Annotated in this window: 19 protein-coding genes; 10 read left to right on the forward strand and 9 right to left on the reverse strand. The window is 66.9% G+C overall.

From position 1 onward, the window contains the following. Nucleotides 1-49 precede the first annotated feature (49 nt). Complete coding sequence (locus P6281_RS12475; RefSeq protein ID WP_008256679.1) at nt 50-802, reverse strand: hypothetical protein; 753 nt, start codon at nt 800-802, stop codon at nt 50-52. Between the two features lie 158 nt (nt 803-960). Here P6281_RS12475 and P6281_RS12480 point away from each other — a divergent pair, with 158 nt between their 5' ends. The 3 genes from P6281_RS12480 to katG all read left to right on the forward strand — a co-directional run bounded on the left by P6281_RS12480 (nt 961) and on the right by katG (nt 5,030). Continuing rightward, on the forward strand, nt 961-2,187 hold the full coding sequence (locus tag P6281_RS12480) for a L,D-transpeptidase (RefSeq protein WP_008256680.1): 1,227 nt from the start codon (nt 961-963) through the stop codon (nt 2,185-2,187). A 111-nt stretch (nt 2,188-2,298) separates the two neighbouring features. Beyond that, nucleotides 2,299-2,739 (forward strand): Fur family transcriptional regulator, encoded by a 441-nt coding sequence (locus P6281_RS12485; RefSeq protein WP_008256681.1) that lies wholly within the window; start codon nt 2,299-2,301, stop codon nt 2,737-2,739. A gap of 50 nt (nt 2,740-2,789) precedes the next feature. Beyond that, entirely contained in the window at nt 2,790-5,030 is a 2,241-nt protein-coding gene (gene katG, locus P6281_RS12490; protein WP_008256682.1) for a catalase/peroxidase HPI, read from the forward strand. Between the two features lie 60 nt (nt 5,031-5,090). Here katG and P6281_RS12495 read toward each other — a convergent pair whose 3' ends face one another. Next, nucleotides 5,091-5,888, reverse strand: coding sequence for a DUF1906 domain-containing protein (locus P6281_RS12495; RefSeq protein ID WP_014380139.1), 798 nt, complete (start codon nt 5,886-5,888; stop codon nt 5,091-5,093). Between the two features lie 290 nt (nt 5,889-6,178). On the opposite strand from P6281_RS12495, the gene P6281_RS12500 reads away from it, so the two are divergent. The 3 genes from P6281_RS12500 to P6281_RS12510 are packed head-to-tail and all read left to right on the forward strand — an operon-like array spanning nt 6,179 to nt 9,244. After that, nucleotides 6,179-7,429: a glycosyltransferase family 4 protein gene (locus P6281_RS12500; RefSeq protein ID WP_008256684.1), complete on the forward strand. Its 1,251-nt coding sequence runs from the start codon at nt 6,179-6,181 to the stop codon at nt 7,427-7,429. After that, the gene (locus P6281_RS12505) at nt 7,423-8,181 is read left to right on the forward strand and encodes a class I SAM-dependent methyltransferase (protein WP_008256685.1); all 759 of its coding nucleotides are present in this window, start codon (nt 7,423-7,425) and stop codon (nt 8,179-8,181) included. Before P6281_RS12500 ends, P6281_RS12505 begins: the two co-directional genes overlap by 7 nt. After that, the gene (locus tag P6281_RS12510) at nt 8,168-9,244 is read left to right on the forward strand and encodes a hypothetical protein (protein ID WP_008256686.1); all 1,077 of its coding nucleotides are present in this window, start codon (nt 8,168-8,170) and stop codon (nt 9,242-9,244) included. Before P6281_RS12505 ends, P6281_RS12510 begins: the two co-directional genes overlap by 14 nt. 14 nt (nt 9,245-9,258) lie before the next feature. On the opposite strand, the gene P6281_RS12515 is transcribed toward P6281_RS12510, so the two are convergent. Then, entirely contained in the window at nt 9,259-9,921 is a 663-nt protein-coding gene (locus P6281_RS12515; protein WP_008256687.1) for a class I SAM-dependent methyltransferase, read from the reverse strand. Between the two features lie 119 nt (nt 9,922-10,040). Here P6281_RS12515 and P6281_RS12520 point away from each other — a divergent pair, with 119 nt between their 5' ends. Both P6281_RS12520 and P6281_RS12525 read left to right on the forward strand, forming a co-directional pair. Continuing rightward, a complete protein-coding gene (locus P6281_RS12520) occupies nt 10,041-10,736 on the forward strand; it encodes a cutinase family protein (protein ID WP_201358504.1) in 696 nt (231 codons plus the stop codon). Nucleotides 10,737-10,894: 158 nt separating this feature from the next. After that, on the forward strand, nt 10,895-11,536 hold the full coding sequence (locus P6281_RS12525; RefSeq protein WP_009954843.1) for a carboxymuconolactone decarboxylase family protein: 642 nt from the start codon (nt 10,895-10,897) through the stop codon (nt 11,534-11,536). Nucleotides 11,537-11,572: 36 nt separating this feature from the next. Here P6281_RS12525 and P6281_RS12530 read toward each other — a convergent pair whose 3' ends face one another. Next, entirely contained in the window at nt 11,573-11,761 is a 189-nt protein-coding gene (locus P6281_RS12530; RefSeq protein ID WP_014384694.1) for a hypothetical protein, read from the reverse strand. A 677-nt stretch (nt 11,762-12,438) separates the two neighbouring features. Here P6281_RS12530 and P6281_RS12535 point away from each other — a divergent pair. Next, the gene (locus tag P6281_RS12535) at nt 12,439-12,738 is read left to right on the forward strand and encodes a PE family protein (RefSeq protein ID WP_014384695.1); all 300 of its coding nucleotides are present in this window, start codon (nt 12,439-12,441) and stop codon (nt 12,736-12,738) included. 340 nt (nt 12,739-13,078) lie between these two features. On the opposite strand, the gene P6281_RS12540 is transcribed toward P6281_RS12535, so the two are convergent. After that, the gene (locus P6281_RS12540) at nt 13,079-13,285 is read right to left on the reverse strand and encodes a hypothetical protein (RefSeq protein ID WP_131810880.1); all 207 of its coding nucleotides are present in this window, start codon (nt 13,283-13,285) and stop codon (nt 13,079-13,081) included. A 253-nt stretch (nt 13,286-13,538) separates the two neighbouring features. Between P6281_RS12540 and P6281_RS12545 the strand changes: the two genes are divergently transcribed. After that, nucleotides 13,539-14,387, forward strand: coding sequence for a glycoside hydrolase family 16 protein (locus P6281_RS12545; protein ID WP_014382560.1), 849 nt, complete (start codon nt 13,539-13,541; stop codon nt 14,385-14,387). 10 nt (nt 14,388-14,397) lie between these two features. Here the strand turns inward: P6281_RS12545 and P6281_RS12550 are convergent, their stop codons facing one another. From P6281_RS12550 to P6281_RS12565, 4 genes are all read right to left on the reverse strand, one after another. Beyond that, on the reverse strand, nt 14,398-15,243 hold the full coding sequence (locus tag P6281_RS12550) for a class I SAM-dependent methyltransferase (protein ID WP_202349871.1): 846 nt from the start codon (nt 15,241-15,243) through the stop codon (nt 14,398-14,400). A 154-nt stretch (nt 15,244-15,397) separates the two neighbouring features. After that, on the reverse strand, nt 15,398-16,852 hold the full coding sequence (locus P6281_RS12555; RefSeq protein ID WP_014384697.1) for an aldehyde dehydrogenase family protein: 1,455 nt from the start codon (nt 16,850-16,852) through the stop codon (nt 15,398-15,400). A gap of 111 nt (nt 16,853-16,963) precedes the next feature. Continuing rightward, nucleotides 16,964-17,374: a VOC family protein gene (locus P6281_RS12560; protein WP_009954851.1), complete on the reverse strand. Its 411-nt coding sequence runs from the start codon at nt 17,372-17,374 to the stop codon at nt 16,964-16,966. A gap of 4 nt (nt 17,375-17,378) precedes the next feature. Then, nucleotides 17,379-17,831 carry a helix-turn-helix transcriptional regulator gene (locus tag P6281_RS12565; protein WP_009954852.1) on the reverse strand — a complete coding sequence of 151 codons (453 nt, stop codon included), beginning with the start codon at nt 17,829-17,831 and terminating at the stop codon, nt 17,379-17,381. Nucleotides 17,832-17,834: the final 3 nt, after the last annotated feature.

Consider the following 17,834-nt stretch of genomic DNA (forward strand, 5'->3'; position numbering starts at 1 on the left):
CACGGCTGTGCTGATACCCCAACCCGGCACGAAGAAACGCCGCGCGCGTTCACCCCCGCTTCAGCCGGGCTTTCGCCTCCGCAAGCGAGTCGGCGGCGGTTCGGCTGGCTTCCTCGGCCCGCTCGTAATTGTGTTCGGCGCTACCGAGTTCGCGCTCGGCCGCCCGCAGCGCCCGCGCCGCCTCGTCACGGCGGCGCCGGGCCTCGTCGCGCTGGGCTTCCCGCTCGGACAACCTGTCGTCGGCTTCGGCTTTGGCCCGCTCGGCTTCGGCGACCGCCGCGCGGAGCTTCTCGACGCGCCCGCGATGGGGTTTCTCGGGCGCCGATTCCGGCGCCGCCTGCCCGAGGGCGCCGAAACCCGACCACTGTTCGGGCCGCGTCAGTCGGCCCAGCCGCGCCCTCACCTGCGGGTCGGCGACGGCGGCTTGCAGGGTACTGGTCAGATCCTCGCGCACGGACGCCGACGGCTGCTTCACCTCGGCGGCCCGCAGCGCGTCGCGCGTGAGTTCGTCGATGAGCTTGTGTTGCTCGACCGACAGGTCGCGGATGCGCGCGCCGTCCATCGCGGCGTGCGCCGCCCGCAACCGCTCACCGAGGTCGGCCAGGCGCTCGCGGGTGTCCTTGCGCCGCAGGGCCAGCCGGTTGACGATCCACGCCGCCGTCGTCGGCTTGGTGGCCGCCGAAATGCGTTCGGCGGCGGCGTCGTCACCGCGCTTCCTGGCCGCGGCCGTCAGCCGGGCGCGTTCGGCGGTGAACTCCTTCGGCGGCACGCCATAAAGATCGTCGAGTTCCTCGTCGGCCATGAAGCCATGATCTCTCGCGGGCCGGGCGTCGGCATGATTCTTTGCGCCGGGCGTGTACCCACGGCGAGGTCCGGCGATCTTCTCGCCCGCAATGCGCGTTCGGCCCAGGACACCTGCACGTTTACGGGCAGGGCGTCGCGGGTTATCAGGTGCACACCATGACATTCCCTTGGCCCCGCCGGCTCCTGCTGGTCGTGTTCGTCGTTGTCGGCGTGGTCGGCGCGATCCAGATCGCATCGCGGGATCATCACTCCGAAACCGCGGCGACGACGCCCGGGCCCGCGCACGTGACGTTCACCCCCGCCCCCGACGCACACGACGTCGACCCCGTCGCTCCCGTGATGGTCAAGGCCGAGGTGGGCACCCTGGCCGGGGTCGACATGGTCAACGAGGCCGGTACGTCGGTCCAGGGCGTTATGACCCCGGACAACCTGGTGTGGAAGCCCACCGTCCCGTTGGGCTACGGGCGCACCTACACACTGACGGTCACCAGTCGCGGCACCAACGGTGTTGCGGCCAAACAAGTCTCGACGTTCACGACGTTGCGACCGTCCAACCAGACCAAGGTGTCGTTCACCACCACCGCGGAGGCGCCGCTGCGCGACGGCGGCACCTACGGCGTCGGAACGGTCATCGTCGCGCACTTCGACGAGCAGATCGCCGACCGGGCGGCCGCCGAGCGACACCTGGCCGTGACCACCACCCCGAAGGTCGAGGGCTCATGGTTCTGGGTCGACGGCCAGAACGCGCACTGGCGCCCGGAGCACTACTACGCCCCGGGCACGCAGATCACGGCCGAGGCGCAAATCTACGGAATCGCTTTGGGCGACGGGCTATTCGGGCAGGACGACAGTCGGGTCTCGTTCCGGATCGGGGATGCGCACGTCTCCATCGCCGACGACGCCACCAAACAGATCAGCGTCTTCAACAACGGAGCGCTCGTGCGCACGATGCCCACCAGCATGGGAATGGGCGGCACCGAAGATGTCGGCGGCCGCAAGATCTCGCTGTGGACCCCGCCGGGCGTGTACACCGTGCTCGACAAGGGCAATCCGGTCGTCATGGACTCCTCGACCTTCGGGTTGCCCAAGAACTCCCGGCTCGGGTATCGCGAAACCATCAACTACGCCACCAAGATCAGCACCGACGGCATCTACCTGCACGAGCTCGAAGCGACGGTGTGGGCCCAGGGGCACCGCGACACCTCGCACGGGTGCTTGAACCTCAACGCCGACAACGCGAAATGGTTCTACGACTTTTCGGTGCCCGGCGACGTGGTCGAGGTCCGCAACAGTGGCGGGCCGCCGCTGGCGCTGGAGCAGAACGGCGACTGGACGCTGAGCTGGGACCAGTGGCGCGAAGGCAGCGCGCTCAAGCCCACCTGACATTCGCGCGACGTGATCCAGACGTGACGCAGCCCATTCGTTACCCGGAATTGTGCCCCACTTCACAGGAAACTCTTGACTCGTTCCAGATAAGTGCGTCATATTGGTGCGGTGTCATCGACGGCCGATTACGCGGACAGGTTGCGGATGGCCGATCTGCGGGTCACCCGCCCCAGGGTTGCCGTGCTGGAGGTCGTAGACGCGAATCCGCACGCCGACACCGAGACGATCTTCTCGGCGGTCCGGGTGGGCCTGCCGGATGTGTCCCGACAGGCGGTGTACGACGTCCTCAACGCGCTGACCGCGGTCGGCCTGGTCCGGCGCATCCAGCCGTTGGGCATGGTCGCGCGCTACGAGTCGCGGGTCGGCGACAACCACCACCACGTCGTCTGCCGGTCCTGCGGGACCATCGGCGACGTCGACTGCGCCGTCGGCGAGGCACCGTGCCTGACACCGTCGGACGACGACAACGTTCTTGATGGCTTCGTTCTCGACGAGGCCGAAGTCATCTACTGGGGCCTGTGCGCCGATTGCTCGACTGCAGGCTCCTAGATCACAGCCCGTGATCGCAGCCCGATTCACCCACCCTCGAAAGGAATGCTGTGTCATCTGATACAACCAGTAGCCGCCCACCCCAACCAGACAGCGGGACGGCTAGCAAGAGCGAAAGCGAAAACCCAGCAATCCCTTCACCCAAGCCGAAGGCGCATGCCCCGCTGACCAACCGGGACTGGTGGCCCGACCAGGTCGACGTCTCGTCGCTGCACCCGCACTCGCCGCTGTCCAACCCGCTCGGCGACGACTTCGATTACGCCGCGGAGTTCGCCAAGCTCGACGTCGAGGCGCTCAAGGCCGACATGATCTCGCTGATGACCACGTCGCAGGACTGGTGGCCGGCCGACTATGGCCACTACGGCGGCCTGTTCATCCGGATGAGCTGGCACGCCGCGGGCACCTACCGCATCCACGACGGCCGCGGCGGCGCCGGCCAGGGCATGCAGCGCTTCGCCCCGCTGAACAGCTGGCCGGACAACGCGAGCCTGGACAAGGCCCGGCGGCTGCTGTGGCCGATCAAGAAGAAGTACGGCAACAAGATCTCCTGGGCCGACCTGATCACCTACGCGGGCAACGTGGCCCTGGAGTCGATGGGCTTCAAGACCTTTGGCTTCGGCTTCGGCCGCGAGGACGTCTGGGAGCCCGAAGAGATCCTCTGGGGAGAAGAGGAGGAATGGCTGGGCACCGACAAGCGCTACTCGGGTGAGCGCGAGCTCGCGCAGCCCTACGGCGCGACGACCATGGGCCTGATCTACGTCAACCCCGAAGGCCCGGAGGGCAAGCCCGACCCGATCGCCGCGGCGATCGACATCCGCGAGACGTTCGGCCGGATGGCGATGAACGACGAGGAGACCGCCGCGCTGATCGTCGGCGGGCACAGCTTCGGCAAGACCCACGGCGCCGGTGACGCCGACCTGGTGGGCCCCGAGCCGGAGGCCGCCCCGATCGAACAGCAGGGGCTGGGCTGGAAGAGCTCGTACGGCACCGGTTCGGGCAAGGATGCGATCACCAGCGGCCTCGAGGTGGTCTGGACGCCCACCCCGACGAAGTGGGACAACAGCTTCCTGGAGACGCTGTACGGCTACGAATGGGAGCTGACCAAGAGCCCCGCCGGGGCGTGGCAGTTCACCGCCAAGGACGGCGCGGGTGCGGGCACGATCCCCGACCCGTTCGGCGGTGCCGGGCGGGCCCCGACGATGCTGGTGACCGACATCTCGTTGCGGGAGTCCCCGATCTACGCCGACATCACGCGGCGCTGGTTGGACCACCCCGAGGAGCTGGCCGACGCGTTCGCCAAGGCGTGGTACAAGCTGTTGCACCGCGACATGGGCCCGATCAGCCGCTACCTGGGCCCGTGGGTCGCCGAGCCGCAGCTGTGGCAGGACCCCGTCCCTGCCGTCGACCACGAGCTGGTCGACGACAACGACGTCGCGGCGCTGAAGAAGAAGGTGCTCGAATCCGGGTTGTCCATCCCGCAGTTGGTCAAGACGGCCTGGTCGGCGGCGGCGAGCTATCGCAACACCGACAAGCGCGGCGGAGCGAACGGTGGCCGGCTGCGCCTGCAGCCGCAGCGCAGCTGGGAGGTCAACGAGCCCTCCGAGCTCGACAAGGTGCTGCCGGTGCTGGAAAAGATCCAGCAGGACTTCAACGCCTCGGCATCCGGTGGCAAGAAGATCTCGCTGGCCGACCTGATCGTGCTGGCGGGCTCGGCGGCCGTCGAGAAGGCGGCCAAGGACGCCGGCTACGAGATCTCGGTGCACTTCGCGCCGGGCCGCACCGACGCCTTGCAGGAGAGCACCGACGTGGAGTCGTTCGCGGTGCTCGAACCGCGGGCCGACGGATTCCGCAACTACATCCGGCCGGGTGAGAAGGCGCCGCTCGAGCAGCTACTGATCGAGCGGGCGTACCTGCTCGGCGTGACCGGTCCGGAGATGACGGTGCTCGTCGGCGGTCTGCGTGCCCTCGGTGCCAACCACGGCAGCAGCAAGCACGGGGTCTTCACCGACAGGCCGGGCGCGTTGACCAACGACTTCTTCGTCAACCTGCTCGACATGGGCACCGAGTGGAAGGCGTCGGAGACCGCCGAGAACGTCTACGAGGGACGCGACCGGGCTTCCGGCGCGCTCAAGTGGACCGCGACCGCGAACGACCTCGTCTTCGGCTCCAACTCGGTGCTGCGTGGCCTCGTCGAGGTCTACGCCCAGGATGACGCCCACGGGAAGTTCGTGGAGGACTTCGTCGCGGCGTGGGTGAAGGTCATGAACAGCGACCGGTTCGACCTTAAATAACAGTCGGATAGCGAGCGACACCCCGCGGGCCACCGGTTCGCGGGGTGTCGTGCGTTCGGATCAGCGCGCCAGATCCCATTGTCCGTAGTCGGGCGCGAGGACGTCGTCGACGTCCACGTTGATCCCGCCGAGCAGCGGGCCCGGGTTCGACGGGCTGTTGACGACGGCCTGGTAGAGCACCGCCGCCGGTTCGCGCTCCCCGTGCGACCACGACCGCGTCTGCCACGCCCACCGGTGCCCCGGCGTGCTGGAGTTCCCGATGACGCCGTCGCGGATCGCCCAGCCGCACGCCCTGGCGTGCCCGTAGATGCCGGTGCGGCCGACGCCCAGCACCGAGTTGATCCCTCGAAACCAGTCGACGGCAACGCCATTCCAGGTGTTCTCGTCGATGTCGTCGTCGATGCTGAAGAAGATCGGCGCCGAGTCCGGTCCCCCGGCCGCGGTGTGCAGCCGCATCGCCGCTTGAGCGTCGGCGACGCCTCCCTCGTGCCCGCGGGTGCAGTCCGACGGGTCGGGCCAACCCGGCTTGCCGTACTGGAAGTTGCTGACGATCTGCAGGCCCGCCGCGCGCAGCGAGTCCGCGTACGGGCGGGTGATGGGCTTCGCCTCGAAGTTCGCGCCAGGCCGCGACTCCGACACGTAATTGACCACGCCGCCGTATCCCGCGGCCTTGATTTCGTCCGGCGCGATCCTCTTCTCGGCGAAATCGATCAGCGTCAGTCCGGCGGCCGCCGCCGTCGGTCCCTCGGCCATCGCGGCCGCCAGGCCGAGGATGGTCGGGGCGAACGCGTACCTCAGGACGTCGCGTCTGGAGACAGATCGCGGCGCGTGTCCCGCCGGTGCAGCCGAATCCCGCACCGCGCGATGGTAACAAAGGCCGCGGGCCGCTCATTTTCGCCGGTCAGCACCGGCAGGTCCCCGGCCGGAAAGCCGGCGGCCCTCCGCCAGTGGCATGATCTTTGCGTGTCGGACATCCCGGGGGCCGTCTCCGCGCGAGACGGAGGATTTCGGGCTCGTTGCGCTCGCTTAGGTGATCGAACTATAGTCTGGACACATGTCCAGTTTGCTGTCACGGAGTTCGGGAGCCCGTTGACCGCGATGGATTCGGCGCCTTTCCGCGGTCATTTTCCAGCAAAGAAGAGTTGAGTATGCGAATTGCCCTGCTGTCCTACCGTAGTAAGACCCATTGCGGCGGACAGGGCGTCTACGTGCGCCATCTCAGCCACGGTCTGGTGGAACTCGGTCACGACGTCGAGGTGTTTTCCGGGCAGCCGTATCCCGACCTGCTCGACCCTCGGGTCCGGCTCACCGAGGTTCCGAGCCTTGATCTGTATCGGGAACCCGACCCTTTCCGGGTGCCGCGGCCGAGCGAAATTCGCGACTCCATCGACCTTTTGGAATTGCTGACCACGTGGACCGCGGGCTTTCCCGAACCGCGGACGTTCACGATGCGGGCCGCGCGGTTATTGGCCGAGCGGGCAGCCGATTTCGACGTCGTGCACGACAACCAGAGCCTGGGCACCGGGCTGCTCACCATTGCGGGCGCGGGACTGCCGGTGGTGGCCACCGTGCACCACCCGATCACCCGCGATCGGGTGCTGGATCTGGCCGCGGCGCGATGGTGGCGAAAACCGTTGGTGCGCCGCTGGTATGGGTTTTTGGACATGCAGCAGGAGGTCGCCCGCCACATCCCCGACCTGTTGACTGTCTCGTCGTCCTCGGCCGCCGACATCATCAGCGACTTCGGCGTCTCGCCGGACCAGCTGCACGTGGTGCCGCTCGGGGTGAATACCGAGCTGTTCAAACCGGGCTCCGGCCCGCGGGAACCGGGTCGCATCATCGCGATCGCCAGCGCCGACACCCCGCTCAAGGGCGTCCGTACCCTGCTGCAGGCGGTGGCCAGGCTGCGCACCGTCCGTGATCTCGAGTTACGGCTCGTCGCCAAGGTCGAACCCAACGGCCCGACCCACAAGCTCATCGCCGAACTCGGGATCTCCGACATCGTGCACATCACCAGCGGGCTCTCGGATGCCGAGCTCGCGGCGTTGTTCGCGTCCGCGGAGGTGGCGTGCATTCCGTCGCTCTACGAAGGGTTTTCGCTGCCGGCCGTGGAAGCCATGGCCAGCGGCACCCCGATCGTCGCCAGCCGGGTGGGCGCGCTGCCGGAAGTCCTTGGGACGGACGGCGCTTGCGCCGAGCTGGTGCCGCCCGCCGACGTGGACGCACTGACCCACGCGCTCGCCGAACTCCTGGATTCTCCGGAAAAGCGCCGCAACCTCGGCAGGGCGGGACGAACACGCGCAGTCGACGTGTTCAGCTGGGAAGCCGTCGCCGCCCAGACCGTCCGGGTCTACGAGCGGGCGATCGCCCGTACCGCGCGGGGCGAGGCGACATGCTGACAGTCGATTTCGACCGGCTCGGGATCGGGCCGTCGAGCAAGGTCATCGACGTGGGTTGCGGCGCGGGCCGGCACGCGTTCGAAGCGTATCGACGCGGCGCCGACGTCGTCGCCTTCGACCGCGACGAGGACGAATTACGGTCGGTCGACACCATTTTGCGCGCGATGGCCGACAACGGCGAGGCGCCCGCCGGAGCGTCGGCGAAGGTGGTGGTCGGTGATGCGCTCACGTTGCCGTACGCCGATCAGACATTCGACTGTGTCATCGCCTCGGAGATTCTGGAGCACATACCGCAAGACGACATCGCCATCGCCGAACTGATCAGGGTGCTCAAAGTCGGCGGCACGCTGGCGGTCAGTGTGCCGCGCTGGCTGCCCGAACGCCTGTGCTGGTTGCTGTCCGACGAATACCACGCCAACGAGGGCGGCCACGTGCGCATCTACCGGGCCAACGAATTGCGCGGCAAGATCCTCGATGGCGGAATGGAACTGACACATACCCATCACGCGCATGCGCTGCACTCGCCCTTCTGGTGGCTGAAATGCGCTGTGGGCGTCTCGAACACCGACCACCGGGCCGTGACCGCCTACCACAAACTTCTGGTGTGGGATCTGATGCAGCGACCCAAGATCACCCAGCTTGCCGAGTCACTGCTCAATCCGCTGGTCGGCAAGAGCGTGGCGATGTACTTCGTCAAACAGCAGGACGCCGATAGCCAACCGAGCGCGGGATATTCAGTTGCAACGGTCTAACCTGCCCGCGGTCGCGGGGGTGCTCACTCCCGAACAATGCCGACAGACCGCGCTGTCGATTGCCGCCGCACAGGAATCCTCGGGCGCCATCCCCTGGTTCGAGGGCGGCCACACCGACCCGTGGGATCACGTGGAGTGCGCGATGGCGCTCACCACCGCCGGACTGCTGGAGCCCGCGCGGGCGGCCTTCGACTGGAGCCGCCGCACCCAGCGGTCCGACGGCTCCTGGCCCATCCAGTTTCGGGCGGGCGTGATCGAAGACGCCAACAGCGACAGCAACTTCTGCGCCTACATCGCCGCCGGTGTCTGGCACCACGTACTGGTCACGGGCGACGCCTCGTTCGCGGCCGACATGTGGCCGGCGGTGCGCAAGGCTATTGATTTCGTCATCGACATGCAGGTCGGCAACGGTGAAATCGCTTGGGCGCGAAGCGAGGCCGGTCTGCTACCGGAAGCCTTGCTGACCGGGTGCTCCAGCGTGTATCACAGCATCCGCTGCGCGCTCGCGCTGGCGGCCTTCGTCGAGGACCCGCAGCCCGAGTGGGAATTGGCGGTGGGCAGATTGGGCCACGCCATCACCGACCATCCGGAGGCGTTCACCGAAAAAGAGCGCTACTCGATGGACTGGTACTACCCCATCCTCGGCAGTGCCTTGCGGGGGCCGGCGGCGGACGCGCGCATCAAGCAGCGCTGGGACGACTTCGTCGTCGACGGTCTGGGCATCCGATGCGTCGGCGATCGCCCCTGGGTGACCGGGGCCGAGACCTGCGAGCTCGTGATGGCGCTGGATGCCCTCGGCCAGCGCTCCGAGGCTCACCGCCAGTTCGCCGCCATGCAGCACCTTCGCGAAAGCGACGGATCCTATTGGACGGGCCTGGTTTTCGCGGACGGGAAACGGTGGCCCGAGGAGCGCACCACCTGGACCGGCGCCGCGATGATCCTGGCGGCGGACGCCCTGTCGAATGCGACCGCCGGCGCGGGCATCTTCCGCGGCGACGCGCTGCCGATGGGCCTGCAGACCGACTTCGACTGCGAATGCGTCGCAGCCGGGCCCGGCCGGTAGCCGGAGACTGTCCGCTAAATGGGTTCCCCGGGCTGGCCTCTGACGCGTTCGAGCACGCGTAGCGACCCGGTGGCCGACACCTCCCGAAACTTCCCGGAATCGATTGCGCGACAGTAGATGTAGTACGGAGGCCGCCCACCGTCCTTGGGGTCGGGAAAGACGTCGTGGATGGCCAGCGCCCCACCGGCGGCCACCCACTTGGCCCATCCGTCGAAGTCCTGGTTGGCGGCGTCCTCGCTGTGGCCGCCGTCGATGAACAGGAACTGCAGCGGCGCCCGCCATGCCCGCGCCACCAGTGGCGACTTGCCGACAATCGTGACGACGTGGTCGTCCAGCTGGGCGGTGTCGAGGGTGCGGCGAAACGTCGGCAGGGTGTCGAACAAGCCCGTGACCTCGTCGACCAGCGAGGCGTCGTGGAATTCCCAGCCCGCCTGATGTTCCTCGGAGCCGTGGTGGTGGTCGATCGTGTAGAGCACGCTCGCGGTTTGCTGCGCCGCCGCGCCCAGCAACAGGGTGGATTTGCCGCAGTACGTGCCGATCTCGACGCCGGTGCCGCCGCCGAGATAGCGCAGCGCGGCGTCGTACAGCGCGCGCCCCTCGTCGGCCGGCATGAAACCCTGTACCCGTTCGGCCAGGGCGAACAAGCGCTCGGGCGCACCCGCGTCGACGTGATCCATCAGCTGAACCTATCGCCTGGATCGGCGCCACCGTTACCGTGGTCGATGTTCGCGCTGAGCGATCACGCGAGGTCTGCGTGCAGGCCGGCCAGCGGGCCCGGCGGGATCGCTTTACCATCATGGGCGTGCGCGCCTTGCCTATCCGTAAATTCGCTGCCGTCGGCCTTGCCGCGGTGACCACCGCGGCCACCCTGGTGCTGGCCACCGCGGCCCTTCCGCCCGCGTCGCCGCTCGCGGCGCCATCGGCCGCCGCGGCCTGCGCGCCGGTGCAGGTCGTGTTCGCCCGCGGCCGCAACGAATCGCCGGGACCGGGCGTGCTGGGCAACGCGTTCATCAGCGCGCTGCGATCCAAGGTGAACAGGACCGTCGACGCCTATGCCGTGCGATACCCCGCCGACACCGAGGTCGCGCAGGGCGCCAACGACATGAGCCACCACATCCAGGACATGGTCAACAGTTGCCCCGACACCCGGCTGGTGCTGGGCGGCTACTCGCTGGGCGCGGCGGTCACCGACGTCGTGCTCGCGGCGCCCATCGGCGCGTTCGGTTTCGACAGCCCCCTGCCGCCCGGCGTCGACCAGCACATCGCCGCGGTCGCGTTGTTCGGCAACGGAAGTCAGTGGGTGGGTCCGATCACCAACTTCAACCCGACCTATAACGACCGGACCATCGAGCTGTGCCACGGCGCCGACCCGATCTGCAACCCGGCCGACCCGAACACGTGGAAGCAGAACTGGCCCCAGCATCTCGCCGGCGCGTACATCGACGCGGGCATGGCCAACCAGGCCGCCGACTTCGTCGCCGGCAAGCTCTGAGCCAGGCGCGCCGGGCGGTACCCGATTCGGCGCGCCGACCAGACGCCAGACCGCTCTTGCCGTCTGTCGTTGCTGCCAACTACGTTGACGCCGCGCGGAACCTAAGATCGATCCGACTGCGTATGCCCGATTCGTGCCGCCAGCTGAGAGGAGACGCGATGCCGCGTCTGAAGCCGATCCCACGGGACGAAGTCAGCGACGAATTCACGCTGAAGATGTATGACTTCATGTTCGGCGATCGCGACCCGGTGGCCGAGCCGGGCACCATCGGTGGCACTCCCGGCAACTGGTGGACGGTGATGGCGCAATCCCCCGCCGCCCTGCGCCACGCCGTGCGTGGCTTCCGCCTGTACCGCGAAGAGGTTTCCATCCGCGCCGACCACCGCGAACTGGGCCAGATCCGCGCGGGCTGGGTGGTCGGGAGCCAGTTCGTCTTCTCGCAACACTGCAAAGCGTGCCGATCGGCGGGTTTATCCGAGGAGAAGATCGCTGCCATACCGTCCTGGCAGACCGCCGACTGCTTCGACCAGACCGAGCGGCTGCTCCTGGCCTACACGGATTGCCTTGCGGGACAGCATGGCCGGGTTCCGGAGCGGCTGATGACCCAACTGCGGGAAATCTTCAGCGACACCGAGATCCTCGAGTTCACCTACACCACAACCATGTACGTGATGCACGCGATCATGTCTCGGGCCTTGCGGCTGGAATTTGACGACGTCGAGGACCCGACGGTCGAGGTAGTCGATCCGGAAGGCGGCGGTGTGCTCGACATCGGTGCCGCCACGTCGCCGGATGACTGACTATCGCGGTGGGAGACCCGGTCGCCGCTTGCGGGCCTAGGCGATTGCGCGGGGGTGGTCGGGCGGCTCGACGGCCGCCCGGCGCCGCGCTCGCAGACCCACGACGCCGAGGATCAGCCCGGCCCCGATCTCACCGACGGCGGACAGCGAGGAGAACCAGGTGACATTGATCCGCGGTCCCGCGGTGAAGCTGTCCTGGTAGCCGGGAAGAAACGTGGGCAGCACGCCCGCGTAGACGAACAGGGTCGCGCTGCCGAATCCGACGACGATCGCGACCCGGGACGCCCAGGGGGTGGCCGCGCAATATCAGCGCGAGGGCGATTACCACGATCAGGCCCTGGAGCGTTCCGCCGACCATGACCGCCGGCGGCGATGCCGACATCCCGCGCCGGAAATGGTCGATCGCGTGCACTGCAAAGGCGGCGACGAACCCGATCGTCGCCGTTGGTATCGGACGCTGTGTTGTCACCGCATCCCAGTTGCCGGACATCGGCTTCTCCCAACTAGCGACTACTACAAACGGTAGTAGCTCTGGGGATGCGTGTAAATACCGCGACCGCGGGGTGTGGCCGCCGCCCCGCTTAGGTCGACGAACCCTCCAAGTCGCGCGGCGTCAATGTCTGAACAACTATTCAAATAGGACACATATGTTCAGCGACAGTATATGTTTTCGCGTCGTGAACATATATTTCCATAGCAAATTCAGAGCTCCCGTAGTTGAGTTTATCGAACCATAGTCGGGCCAATTAAAATCAATGAGAGCGTGTACGAAAGGCAAAGTTCAGCCCTTTTTCACGGCAGCGGACGCGTTGAACGTGTCGCTTCGCGATAAATACCGTCTCGGGGCAACCGGACACGTCGGTGTGTTGGTCCGGGGGTCCAGTCCACTGAAGGGAAGTCAGATGTCGTCCGCATCTTCTGCTCCAGACAAGCTGTCGGCCGCGGCCGCAAACCTGCAATCGATCGGCGCGGCACTCAAAGCTGAGAACACCGCCGCGGCGGCCCCGACGGTCGCGGTCGTTCCGGCCGCGGCAGATGAGGTTTCAATGTTGACCGCGGTGCGATTTGCGGCTCATGCTCAACGGTTTCAGGAACTGAGTGCGCGCGCGGCCGCGATCCAAGACCTGATCGTGGTGATGCTGGCCGCCAGCGCCGGCTCTTATGCGGCGACCGAGGCGACCAACACGTCGTCGGCGGAGTGAGCGTTCGGGCGTCCGGGGATCAGAACAGCGGACTGCTGCCGTCGCGGCGGCCAAGAGAATTCGGTAACAGGGGCGCGCAAAACGCATTGGCGAGCGCCAAACTACGCTCAAATCAATCGAGGACTATATCTCGCAATACACGATGATCGACAACGCCATTGTTCACGTGACGACATTCGTGAAAGGTTTGGTGCCCGCGGCCGCGGCGACCAAGCGGTCGAGGATAAGAGTGTGATGCGCTGGACTCCGTCGTCGCCGCCCACGGACGTATCTGCGCCGGGCCATGGGCAGCCGCGTGGGGTGCGCGTGATGGCCAGGCACCCAGCGAACCCGAAAGAGATCAGGCCGGGGTGTTTGTGCTCGAGTAGGCCTTGAAATTGCGGATCAAGGGAATAACCGCATTGCCCGAGACCGCTGCGCGCTGACGGGTCCGAAACGAAGGATGGCGACGCATCGCCTCGCTACGTTCGCGTTCACGACGTTGGGCGGCGGCCCATACCGGGTGGGACTGAAGGAAAATAACCGTGCCTTCTTGGGTATTCGCCACGATCGTCACTCCTCTCAGACCACCCGCAAAGCTAGGACAGTGGTTATTGGATCGTGATCCCAGAATGCCCGCCGAATCCTGAGACCAAACCATCCCCCTAGATGAGAATTGACCGTGAATTCCCAAATCTCATCCGGGTGCCCCTGCCGTGCCGCCGGCCCGCGCTCGGCCGACCGTGATTCGAACCGTAGCGGCAGGCTCCGACAATTCCCGTTTACCGTCGTGCACGGCCGGCTGCTAGGGTCCCTTGCTTATGCCGGAGATCGATCGCCGCCGCATGATTTTGACAACCGGAATCGGCGTGCTGGCAGCCGCGCTGCCGGCCCCGAAAACCTGGGCCTCCCCGGCCGGACGGGATGAACCCGCCGGTCGGATACCGGCGCCCGCCGCGCCCAGCGGCCAGTCCGGGACCTACATATTCGCCGACGAATTCGACGGCCCTGCCGGTTCTGCACCCGATGCGTCCAAGTGGGTGGTGGCGAAAGCCCGCGAGACGATCAAGGACCCGACCTATTGGGAGCGACCCGAGAACATCGGCCAGTACCGCGATGATCGCCGGAACGTGTTCCTGGACGGCAAGTCCAATCTGGTCCTGCGCGCCGCCAAGGACGGACCCACCTACTACAGCGGCAAGGTTCAGAGCACCTGGCGCGGCGGGGTCGGCCACACCTGGGAAGCCCGGATCAAGCTGAACTGCCTGACCGCGGGCGCCTGGCCCGCCTACTGGCTGGGCAACGACGACCAGGGCGAGATCGATGTCATGGAGTGGTACGGCAACGGCAACTGGCCCTCGGCCACCACCGTCCACGCCAAGGCCAACGGGGGCGAGTGGAAGACCCACAACATCGCGGTGGACAGCGCATGGCACACCTGGCGATGCCAGTGGGACGAGGCCGGCATCCGGTTCTGGAAGGACTACGCCGACGGCGCGCAACCCTACTTCGACGTGCCGGCCAGTGCCCTGCCCGATTGGCCGTTCAACGGGGCGGGTTACACGGCCTATCCGGTGTTCAACCTGGCGGTGGCCGGCTCGGGTGGCGGTGACCCCGGCCCCGGCACCTACCCCGCCGACATGCTCATCGACTGGATCCGCGTCTGGTAGACGGGCGCGCTCAGTGCGTCAGCAGGGCGGTCGCGCTCCAGGCCCGGCCACCCGGACGGCGGGGATCCGGCTGCGGCAGCCACGCGAGCGGGCGCATCACCAGCGGTAGGCGACGCATGCGGTGGGCGGCCAGATACAGCGCTTGCACGTCGACGGTGCGCCAGCCGAGGTTTTCGAAGTAGGCCAGCCCGTTCTCGGGTGCGAACTTGAACGGCGCGTTCTGCAACATGCCCGCCATCTTCTTGTTCATCATCTTCTTCAAACCGGGCCCGGCGAAGTCGAGCATCCACCAGTGGACCTCGGACCGCGTGATCGCCGCGGAAAGGGCGGTCACGTCAGCGTCGTCCAGATACATCAGCAGGCCCTCGGTCAGCACCAGCGCCTTGGTTGCGCCGTCGAGCGCCTCGTTCAGGAAGGCGTCGCGGGCCTGAGGGTCGGCGAGATCGACGGCGGTTCGCGTCAACCGGCAGCGCGGCACCTGCTCGGCGAGCACCTGCGTCTTTTCGGCGAGCAGCTTCGGCAGATCCGCTTCCACCCAGACGAAGTCGGGGGGAAGGTCCAGCCGGTACGGCCTGGTGTCCAGCCCGGCGGCCAGATTCAGCACCCGGTCGCATCCGTCGGCGATCGCGTCGGCGATGGCGTCGTCGATGATCTTGGTCCGCGCGACCAGCCACCAGCCATTGCGGGTCATGCGGGGCACGTTGTCGACGATCGCGCGGCCGTGGTCACCGGCCAGGAGTCCGGCGAGCGGGTCGCTGAACAACGCGTCGGGGCGCGCCGATTCGGTCGCCCGGTGCAATGCCGTCCACCGGGCCGTGTCCGAAACATGGGTGATCGCGTGCGCGGGGCCAGACATACGTTGCGTTATAGCACCTCGTCGCCGCCCTACTGACCGGCCCCGCCCGCGCGGCTTTCGCGCGAGAGTGCGACTCCGACGGTCTCTCTCGGAAAGCGTGTCGGCAGTTGCACTCTCGCGCGTCGGATTGCCCGCGGCGGGGTCCGACCGGGATCTACAGCTGCGCCCAGACCGACTTCGTCTTCAGGTAGATCTCAAGGCCCTCTTTGCCGAACTCGTGGCCCCAGCCGGACTGCTTGTAGCCGCCGAAGGGCACATCGTGGTCGAAGACCAACTGGCAATTGACCTGAACGCTGCCGGCCTGCAGCCGCCTCATGATGCGGTGGGCCCGGCCGAGGTTCTCCGTCCACGCGGTGGCCGCCAGGCCGTAGGTGGTGTCGTTGGCCAGGGCCACGGCCTCGTCCTCGTCGTCGAACGGCAGGATGGTGACCACCGGCCCGAAGATCTCCTGCTGGTACAGGCGCATGCCTGGGTCCACGTTGGTCAGCACCGTCGGGTGGACGAAGTAGCCCTTGCGGTCCAGGCGGTGGCCCCCGGTGACCACTTCCACGCCGTCCTTCTTGCCTTCGTCGATGAATCCCATCACCCGGTTCAGCTGCTTCTGACTGATCAGCGGGCCACTGACGCAGCCCTCTTCGCTCGGGGCGCCCAGCTTGAACGAATTCGCCATCATCGCAATGCCTTCCACGACCCGGTCGTAGACCCCGCGCTGGGCGAAGATGCGCGACCCGCACACGCAGCCCTGGCCGGAGTGCACGAAGATGCCCAGCGACGCCATCATGATGGCGTTGTCCAGGTTGGCGTCGTCGAAGATCAGCACCGGCGATTTCCCGCCGAGTTCGAGCGTGACCTTCTTCAGGTTGTCCGCCGAGGCACGCACGATCTCCTTACCGACCTCGGTCGAACCGGTGAAGGCGACCTTCTCGACGTCGGGGTGCGCGGTGATCGCGGCGCCCGCGGTGTGGCCGTAACCGGTCAGCAGGTTGACGACGCCCTCGGGAACGCCGGCCTCGTGGATGAGCCTGTCCAACAACAGCGCCGACAGCGGCGTCTCCTCGGCGGGCTTGACGAGCAGGCTGCCGCCCGCGGCCAGGGCCGGCGCGAGTTTCGCGCTGGCGTTGAAGATCGGGCCGTTCCACGGGAAGATCAGCCCCACCACGCTGTACGGCTCTTTGAGCGTGTAGGCGTGCATGTTGACGTAGTTGTCGGTCGCGATGCCGTCGGTCTTGACGTCGTAGGCGACGCCGTTGATCTTCGAACACCAACCGGCGTAGTAGCGGAAGAACTCCGAACAGGTGGACATCTGTAACTGGGCCTGCATCAAGGGCATTCCCGTGTTCAGGGAGTCGAGTTGGGCGAACTCTTCGGCGTGTTCGTCGATCAAATCCCCAATCCGCCACAAGATCTTGGCCCGCTCGCGGCCGGGAAGCTCGGACCAGACGCCGGACTCGAACGACGCCTTCGCCCGCGCGGCGGCCTCGTTGACCGCTTCCTGCCCGCAGTCGGTGAACTCGGTGATCGTCTCCTCGGTCGCGGGATCGATGACCGTGATGACGTCACCCGTTCCGGGTCGCTTTCGAAGGTCGTCCAGTACCGCCTGCACCGTCATCTGATCCCTTTCGTCTTGCCAGTCGTCGCAACCAGCGCCGAATGCGCTCAGTGCTGAGCACTTGCTTAGCATTCTGCACACGGCTGGTCAAGCATTCGCAGGCGGATGGGCTCAGCGCAGTTCTTGGATACGAATGAGGTTGCCCGCGGGATCGCGCACGGCGCAGTCGCGAAGGCCGTACGGCTGGTCGGTGGGCTCCTGGACGATCTCGACGTCATTGCCCTGGAGCTGTTCGAAGGTGCCGTCCAAATCCTTGGTGGCCAGCAACAGTGTGGCGTAGCTGCCCTTGGCCATCATCTCGGCGATGGTGCGGCGCTCGTCGTCGGTGAGGCCCGGGTTGGCGGCCGGGGGGTTCAAGACGATGGAGGTGTCCGGCTGGTTCGGCGGGCCGACCGTGATCCAGCGCATCGCGCCCTTGCCGACGTCGAGGCGGACTTCGAAGCCGAGAACGTCGCGATAGAAGGCGAGTGACGCTTCCGGATCGTCATGGGGAAGGAAGCTCGAGTGAATGGTGATGTTCATGCGGTCAGGCTAGGTCCGGTCCGCCGGCGGCTGCTTCTCGATTCCTGATCGGTCTCGACACCTGTTTGGCCACGCATGGCGGTATGCCGGCCAGCGCATCGGTTGACTGCCGGCGATAAGTGCTGGGTGGTACACCCACCAATTCGGTGAACCGGCTACTGAAGGTGCCCAATGACGAGCAGCCGACCGCGAAGCAGACCTCGGTGACGCTCAGGTCGCCGCGGCGAAGCAGTGCCATCGCGCGCTCGATGCGTCGCGTCATCAAGTAGGAGTACGGCGATTCGCCGTAGGCAGAACGGAATTCGCGGCTGAGGTGGCCGGCGGACATGTGCGCGTCACGGGCCAGCGCTTCGACGTTCAACGGCTGCGTGTAGTCGCGGTCGATTCGGTCCCGGACGCGGCGCAACAGAACAAGGGTCCGCAGCCGCTGCGCCGTCGCGTCCGCTCTGCCGGTCACTCC

Origin of the sequence: Mycobacterium sp. 5-140-3-2, from assembly GCF_035666375.1 — a bacterium.
GTDB classification, from domain to species: domain Bacteria; phylum Actinomycetota; class Actinomycetes; order Mycobacteriales; family Mycobacteriaceae; genus Mycobacterium; species Mycobacterium intracellulare.

Excerpts from the sequence above, each read along its gene's own strand:
- P6281_RS12475 (WP_008256679.1), bottom strand. The coding sequence starts at position 802 with ATGGCCGACGAGGAACTCGACGATCTTTATGGCGTGCCGCCGAAGGAG.
- P6281_RS12480 (WP_008256680.1), top strand. The coding sequence starts at position 961 with ATGACATTCCCTTGGCCCCGCCGGCTCCTGCTGGTCGTGTTCGTCGTT.
- P6281_RS12500 (WP_008256684.1), top strand. The coding sequence starts at position 6,179 with ATGCGAATTGCCCTGCTGTCCTACCGTAGTAAGACCCATTGCGGCGGA.
- P6281_RS12505 (WP_008256685.1), top strand. The coding sequence starts at position 7,423 with ATGCTGACAGTCGATTTCGACCGGCTCGGGATCGGGCCGTCGAGCAAG.
- P6281_RS12515 (WP_008256687.1), bottom strand. The coding sequence starts at position 9,921 with ATGGATCACGTCGACGCGGGTGCGCCCGAGCGCTTGTTCGCCCTGGCC.
- P6281_RS12520 (WP_201358504.1), top strand. The coding sequence starts at position 10,041 with ATGGGCGTGCGCGCCTTGCCTATCCGTAAATTCGCTGCCGTCGGCCTT.
- P6281_RS12525 (WP_009954843.1), top strand. The coding sequence starts at position 10,895 with ATGCCGCGTCTGAAGCCGATCCCACGGGACGAAGTCAGCGACGAATTC.
- P6281_RS12535 (WP_014384695.1), top strand. The coding sequence starts at position 12,439 with ATGTCGTCCGCATCTTCTGCTCCAGACAAGCTGTCGGCCGCGGCCGCA.
- P6281_RS12545 (WP_014382560.1), top strand. The coding sequence starts at position 13,539 with ATGCCGGAGATCGATCGCCGCCGCATGATTTTGACAACCGGAATCGGC.
- P6281_RS12550 (WP_202349871.1), bottom strand. The coding sequence starts at position 15,243 with ATGTCTGGCCCCGCGCACGCGATCACCCATGTTTCGGACACGGCCCGG.
- P6281_RS12555 (WP_014384697.1), bottom strand. The coding sequence starts at position 16,852 with ATGACGGTGCAGGCGGTACTGGACGACCTTCGAAAGCGACCCGGAACG.
- P6281_RS12560 (WP_009954851.1), bottom strand. The coding sequence starts at position 17,374 with ATGAACATCACCATTCACTCGAGCTTCCTTCCCCATGACGATCCGGAA.